General features: G+C 51.9%; 6 protein-coding genes. 4 read left to right on the top strand and 2 right to left on the bottom strand.

Going from position 1 to position 7274, the window contains the following annotated elements; all coding sequences use genetic code 11:
- Positions 1–189: 189 nt before the first annotated feature.
- Positions 190–588, bottom strand: a complete 399-nt coding sequence (locus GOB86_RS14185; protein ID WP_003618791.1) for a MerR family transcriptional regulator — start codon at positions 586–588, stop codon at positions 190–192.
- A gap of 73 nt (positions 589–661) precedes the next feature.
- Between GOB86_RS14185 and GOB86_RS14190 the strand changes: the two genes are divergently transcribed.
- The 4 genes from GOB86_RS14190 to GOB86_RS14205 are packed head-to-tail and all read left to right on the top strand — an operon-like array spanning position 662 to position 6912.
- Positions 662–1312 (top strand): cation transporter, encoded by a 651-nt coding sequence (locus tag GOB86_RS14190; RefSeq protein ID WP_010516881.1) that lies wholly within the window; start codon positions 662–664, stop codon positions 1310–1312.
- Positions 1305–2747: a TolC family protein gene (locus tag GOB86_RS14195; protein ID WP_194301209.1), complete on the top strand. Its 1443-nt coding sequence runs from the start codon at positions 1305–1307 to the stop codon at positions 2745–2747. Before GOB86_RS14190 ends, GOB86_RS14195 begins: the two co-directional genes overlap by 8 nt.
- Positions 2744–3778: an efflux RND transporter periplasmic adaptor subunit gene (locus GOB86_RS14200; RefSeq protein WP_011251445.1), complete on the top strand. Its 1035-nt coding sequence runs from the start codon at positions 2744–2746 to the stop codon at positions 3776–3778. Before GOB86_RS14195 ends, GOB86_RS14200 begins: the two co-directional genes overlap by 4 nt.
- Entirely contained in the window at positions 3778–6912 is a 3135-nt protein-coding gene (locus GOB86_RS14205) for an efflux RND transporter permease subunit (protein WP_019092215.1), read from the top strand. Before GOB86_RS14200 ends, GOB86_RS14205 begins: the two co-directional genes overlap by 1 nt.
- 26 nt (positions 6913–6938) lie before the next feature.
- On the opposite strand, the gene GOB86_RS14210 is transcribed toward GOB86_RS14205, so the two are convergent.
- On the bottom strand, positions 6939–7151 hold the full coding sequence (locus GOB86_RS14210; protein WP_003618805.1) for a hypothetical protein: 213 nt from the start codon (positions 7149–7151) through the stop codon (positions 6939–6941).
- Between the last annotated feature and the right edge of the window lie 123 nt (positions 7152–7274).

The raw sequence follows: 7274 nt of genomic DNA on the forward strand, positions 1-7274 counted from the left end.
GGGGGGGAAGCCGAATGTCTGCTTCAGAACTGGCCTGATCATAAACTGCCACCATGGGAGCACGTATAGTCCTTGAATTTTCCATGAGGATTTTTCAGATTCTGACACGTGAGGATGAGGCCGTATAACTATTTCGGGTAATCTTCCGTCAAATGCAGAATCGACTGGCTGCGAAAAAAGTCAGGAGAACTAATTATCAAACGGAGAAAGTGCTTCAATAATTCGGCATTCTGAAATATTACCTCCCCCGCATGATTCTATCATCGTAGAAAGTTCATGGCGCAATGCGATGAGATCCGCAATTTTGCGCTCAATTTCTGCCATATGGTCACGAGCAATTCTATCAACTGTCTTACAATCCTGGGTTCCCTGATCCGTTAGGGATAATAGAGCTCTTACCTGGTCTAATGAAAAACCCAGATCCCGAGATCGACGAATAAAAGACAGTCTCGCGAGTGCCTCATCATCATAAGTGCGATAATTGCCATCGGTCCGCTGTGGCGGAGCCAGAAGACCGATCCGTTCGTAATAGCGGATCGTCTCGACTTTGGTATTCGTCGCCTTCCCCAAGGCACCAATCGATCGCATTCCCTGCCTCTTGACCCTGTAGTTGCTACAGGGAGCATACATTAAAACAGATGATTCGTCAGGGAGGCGCTGGATGGCAGGAGGATGCTGTGGTGGATGCACAGATACGCCGCTACCAATCAATAAATCATGGCGGAGAGCGCTCCTGATCGCGCTTTTTCTCAATGCCAGCATGTTTGCCGTTGAAGCTGGGGCTGGCGTGTCGGTTGGATCTGCATCCGTACAGGCGGACGCGATTGATTTCCTTGGCGACAGCGCCAACTACGCAATAAGCCTCAGTGTTGCCGGAATGGCATTGCGATGGCGAGCTGGCGCGGCCTTTCTGAAAGGCCTGACCCTGTTCATGGCTGGGCTATGGGTAATGGCCAATGCTGGGTGGATAGTAATGAACAGCAACCATCCGCCTCACCCAGACGCAATGGGCGGCATTGGTCTGCTTGCCCTCGCGGTCAATCTGGCCTGTGCCCTCATATTATGGACACACCGGAAAGGTGATGCCAACCGCCGTTCTGTATGGATCTGCTCTCGTAATGATGCGATCGGAAATGTTGCCGTTGTGCTGGCAGCTCTGGGCGTGTTTGGCACTCGTTCTGCGTGGCCGGATATTGCGGTAGCTGCCATCCTTGCGATGCTTGGTATTAGTGGAGGTGTGCAGATTATGCGACAATCGAGAGTAGAACTAACAGATAACAAATCAGATATATCACGACATATCAATGTATAAATCATATAATACTCTAGAATATATTAAGCAGGTAAGGAGACGCACACGCTATAATGCGGCATTCATTCTCCTGATTTTTCCCCTGCTCTGTGGCTGTACAAATAGTGATCACTCAAATATTTCGCCGGAATCAGATGTCCAGAAATTTTCCAGCCGTCAATTTACGGATGCCGGATTGCAAGAATTCATTACAAAAGTTCTCGGACCAAACGTATCGAGTCAGGAAAACGCATGGGGCATCACTCGCCTGACGCTTGCTACCTTGTATTTTCATCCCGATATCCTTGTAGCTAAAGCTGAACTGGAAACGGCTCGCGCTGGAATCAAGACAGCCGGTCAACTGCCCAATCCCAGTTTCACGGTGCTGGGTGGCCCATCGGCTCATTACGTCGGCTACGGCGCGTCAATACTGATCGAATTTTTCGGCAGGCGTTATCACCGTATCAAAGAAGCCAGATATCGGGCTGCCGTCGCGCAATGGGAAGTCATCAATACTGCATGGAAACTACGCAGCGACACGCGGTCTGCTCTTCTCGGCGTCTGGGCTGTATCCGGGCGCCTCAAGCTTGTGGAAGAGACTGCGGCAGCTAAACGCGAACTCTTTACCCTGGAACAGGCACGTTTTGATCAGGGGCGAGCATCCGCTCTCGAAATATCGCAGGTACGGACGGAAATGATCCATGCCGAGTTGTCTGTCAGTGATCTGCGGCGCGAGTATGCCGTCCGTAAGGCAGCTCTGGCAGGAGCAATCGGGGTTCCTGCCGAAGCACTTGATTCCATTGCTCTTGATACAAAAGCATTTGATGTCTGTCCCGACCTCATGGAATACCGCGATTCACAGGACATGAGATACCAAGCCGTAATGCAACGCGCGGATCTGCGGGAACTTCTTGCGTCTTATGACGCCGCCCGACAGGCTCTACGGGTCGAAGTTTCCCGACGCTATCCCGATGTCACCATCAGTCCCGCCTATAACTGGGACATTTCAAATCGCTTTGAGGTAAATCCCTCTCTGCAAATTCCGATTTTCAATCAGAACGAAGGCCCCATAGCTGAAGCTGTTGGGCAGGAGCATGAGGCGGCGGCTCGTCTCCGGCGTGCAGAGAACACGATGTTTAAGTCCATCTCGCAGGCTACGGCCAATTACCGCGGCACGACATCAATTCTGCTACAGGCGGATGAACTTGCCAAAACCGTACGGGTAAGGCTGAACCAGATGCAGCACCGCCTTCAGTCAGGCGCAATCGACCGACCAACGATGGTTATGACTCATATAGAGCAGATTCAAGCAGAGACCGCTCTTCTTGAAGCAGAAATTCAGCAACGGCAAGCCATAGGTCAGATCGAAGATGGCATGCAGCAGCCCATTTTTGATCACACCAGTGCCGCGCAGGTTTCCGGCCTGCTTGAAAATAACCAAAGGAACTCACCATGAAAGCGAGGGCCTTCTGGCTGCCTCTTGTAGGTCTTTCTGTCTTCCTAGTTCTAAACGTGGCGGACATTGCTATTGCAGATGATGATGATCCACCAGTTTCGGTTCTTGGCGCAGAGGCGACCGTGACGGTCTCCCCGGAAGCAGTTACGAAGAGTGGCATCGCTTCTGCACGACCCAGCATCGTGCCTTGGAGAAAGTTGGTTCCCGCCTATGGTTACGTTCTGAACGCAACACAACTTATCACTCTTGTTAGTGATTATGCTGACATGAAAGCGCGGCTGGAGAGCATGCAGGCACAGCAGACGCTTGCCCGTGCGAAACTCGATCGTGACAAAGGACTGTATCGCGACCGGCAGAATATCTCTCAGGAACAATTCCAGGAGACAACAGCCAGATTTCAGTCCAACTCAGCTATGGTAAAAGCAGAACAGGTCCGGGTGAATAACGCACTTAATATTATCAGACAGCAATTTGGTTCGGTCATATCTGACGCTACCGAAAAAAATACAATTTTCATTACACAGTTACTTCAACAACAAGTGGTCTTGGTCAAGGTGACCCTTCCACCAGATACGGATCTACCAACCCCACCAAGTCAGGCGGATGTGACCGATTATGGAAACACGGGTGGACACGGGACAATGCTCCACTATTTGTCTCCTGTAACCATGACCGATCCTGCTATTCAGGGGCGTAGCTTTTTCTATTTTGCGTCGGCTGAAAGTCAGCTTGTCGCGGGCATGAATGTTTCCGTTCTCCTGCCTACCGAAGAGGAACGTCCCGGTATCCGGATACCTGCATCAGCTATTATCTGGCTGCAAGGTAAGTCGTGGATATACCGTGATAACGGACACGGAAAATTTACACGCCTACCCCTTACGACCGACGTGCCGGACCGAGAAGGTGGCTACCTGATCCAAGATACTCCAGGACAAATCACACACGAAACGCAAATCGTCGTAGAGGGTACGCAATTACTTCTGTCTGAAGAATTCCGAGCTCAGCTTGAATCAGGAGACGATGACGACTGATGACGGGACGTTCTTTCAGCCTTCAGGCAGCTATTATCGGGTTTTCGATCCGCTTCCGGGGCGTGGTTATCGCAACCGCATGTCTGTTGTTCTTCTATGGCCTGTATGGCTTGAGACATGCCAGCTATGATGTGTTTCCGGAATTCATTCCGCCACGGGTCACGATCCAGACCGAAGCCGCTGGTTTTACGCCGGAACAGGTCGAAACATTGGTTAGTCGCCCAATGGAAATTGCCCTGACCGGCCTCCCGGGTATTCAGCGCGTGCAATCGACTTCGATTCAGGGACTGTCAGTCGTCAACGTCCTGTTTGCGACATCGACCGATATTTATCGCGCCCGGCAACTGGTCGGGGAACAAATGAATGTTGTTGCACAGCAATTGCCAGCCGGTGTTCATGCTCCGACTATGACGCCACTGACCTCATCCGCCGGTCTGGTACTGGTGATTGGTCTGACGTCGGAACAACAGTCCCTCATGCAGTTGCGCACGCTTACTGACTGGTCATTAAGGCCGCGTCTGCTGGCGTTGCCTGGTGTGGCTGGAGTCAGTGTGTTTGGCGGGGAGCGTCGGTCACTCCAGATACAGGTACATCCAGACCAACTCATCTTGCATCATATCGGACTTGATGACGTCCTTGCGGCTGCCCAGGAAGCAACTGGCATACAGGGGGCCGGCTTTATTGATACCCCGAACCAAAGAGTCGTTCTTCAGTCTGACGGTCAGGCCCTGACGCCAGAAAGTCTGGCCCGCACTGTGATTGTCCGCTCTGATAATGGTGCTGTCACACTGGGCAGTATTGCCACTGTAACTGAAGCCCCTATTCCCGCCTTCGGCGCGGCCAGTATCGAGGGAAAGACAGGCATTGTGGTTAATATATGGGAACAGTACGGTGCCAATACGATGGCTGTGACCCGGGAAATCGAGGCGGCACTTACCGATTTCCGCCCGCAATTGCAGGGACAGGGGATTACATTGCATGCTGACCTGTTCCGACCCGCCAATTTCATTACGACCGCATTGGGGAATGCCACACGAGCATTGCTTCTGGGCGGTTTTCTGGTGGTTGCCGTAATCTTTCTTTTCCTTTTTGACCTGCGAACCGCTGCAATCTGTTGCGCCACCATACCTTTGGCTATTCTGATAGCCCTGTCGTTGCTGGAGACACTCGGGGTTACTTTGAATGCCATGACCCTGGGGGGGCTTGCTATCGCCATCGGCGAGGTCGTGGATGACGCCGTGATCGGGGTCGAAAATGTTACACGCCGATTGCGTGAAAACCGGCTTCTGGTCCAGCCCGCATCTACAGCGCGCGTCGTACTCGATGCATGCGTTGAAGTCCGCAGTGCAGTGGTTTACGCGACCTTTGCTGTCATTATCGTTTTCTTGCCTGTCATCGCCCTTCCCGGACTTTCGGGACGACTGTTTGCTCCACTGGCAACAGCTTATGTTCTTGCGGTCATGGCTTCTCTTGCCGCTGCTGTAACCGTTGTACCTGCACTCTGCGCATGGCTCTTGGCGACGCCTGGAGAAACCCGGAGAGAGCCCCCCCTGGCAGGATGGACCGCCAGAGCTTATGAACGTCTTCTGGCCAGATTAATGCGCCATCCCCGATTTGTTATAGGCGGGATGATCCTGACCACCTTGATAGGGTTTGCGGCCCTTCCATTCCTTGAAAGCGATTTCATTCCTGATTTCAAGGAAGGTCACCTTATCATTCATATGACGGCTGCTCCGGGGACTTCCCTGGAACAGTCTCTGAAATTAGGTAGACAGGTTACAGAAAAACTTCGTCAGCTTCCCGAAATCCGTTCGGTTGCTCAGAGAGTCGGACGCGCCTCGCTGGATGAGGACACGTATGGACCACATACCAGCGAGTTTGAGGTTGATTTGAATCAGGTGGATGGGAAGGCTTCCCGACAGATTGATGCCCGCGTTCGCAAAGCGCTTGACGGGTTCGTTGGGGCCAGTTTTTCTGTCAGTAGTTTTTTGACGATGCGCGTAAACGAAACCCTTTCTGGTTCGTCTTCGGCTGTGGCAATCAATATTATTGGCGATGATCTGGATGTATTGGATATCCAGGCAAATAATATTGTCCGCATGTTGCATCAGATACATGGCGCAACAGATGTCCGGATAGAAGCACCCCCTGGTGTTCCGGAACTTGCTATTCGGCTACGCCCTGCTGATCTGGAGCGCTGGGGGCTTCGGTCGGCGGATGTACTCCGATCCATCCATACAGCCTGGCAGGGTGAAACCGTGGGGCAGATATACGAGCGTTCTGCGGCTTTTAATGTTATGGTTCGTCTTGATGACGCAAGTCGTAATGATGTTGCGTCTGTCGGCTTCCTGCCACTGCATACTGTTCACGGAAACTACGTACCACTCCGCGCTGTCGCAGACATATATGAGACGAACGGTCGCTATCAGGTGTCACATCTGGGAGCACAGAGAACACAGACTGTCACCGCAAATGTTACAGGACGATCAGCTCAATCTTTCGTTCAGGACGCACGCACGGCTATAGCAAAAAATATCAAACTGCCTCTTGGAACCTACGTTCAGTTTACATCCGCAGCGGAAGCTGAATCACAATCACGCAAGGAACTGTTTATAAATTCCGGGCTCGCTGCCATAGCGGTCATGATTCTGCTCTCAATAATCACACAAGGATGGCGCAATCTCGCTCTGATACTCGTCAATCTTCCCTTCGCATTTGTCGGCGGCATTCTGGCAATCATTGTTTCCGGCACAACGCTAACTCTTGGGGCAACAGTCGGCTTCGTTACTCTATTCGGGATTACGCTTCGGAATTCGGTGATGATGATTTCGCATTTTGAGACTTTGGTCGAGCGGGAACATCTCACATGGGGAGTAACAACAGCGCTCCGGGGGGCCAGAGACCGCGTCGTCCCCGTACTCATGACATCGCTCGTTACGGCGCTTGGACTGGCGCCTCTGGCTGTTGATATGAATGCGCCTGGGCGGGAAATCGAAGGACCTATGGCAGCTGTCATTCTTGGAGGGCTCATGACATCAATGATACTTAACCTGTTTGTTTTGCCTATTCTTGCTGTCAAATTTGGTAGTTTTTCTGAAAACGAAACGGGAGTTCCGGAAACCTTGTTCAAGTGACAGGTATGGGCCACTGCTGCACAGAACTACTTGAAGATTATGTCCGATATGCCAATAGAACCCAGAATGAAAACTGCTTCCGTATCACGCTCGGCCACCATTCGGTCTGGCTCGACCTTCTGGTTGGGTTCGGAATTGCCTTCATGAATCTTGACGCTGTCCAGAAAATCTGGATTGCCGCCCGCACCGAACATCATCGTGTCAAGGCCGAAAACCGAAAGCATCGTTGCCCGATCCAAATGATTTATACTCCCTGCCCAGTGGCTTCGGGCGTGTCTTGCTACGGCCAACCTAAGCGCCTGTATTCTTGCTGGTTATTTCCCATAACGATCACCCCACTCTCGGCTCCAAGTGATAGCGGG

Origin of the sequence: Acetobacter lambici (assembly GCF_011516885.1) — a bacterium.
GTDB lineage: Bacteria > Pseudomonadota > Alphaproteobacteria > Acetobacterales > Acetobacteraceae > Acetobacter > Acetobacter lambici.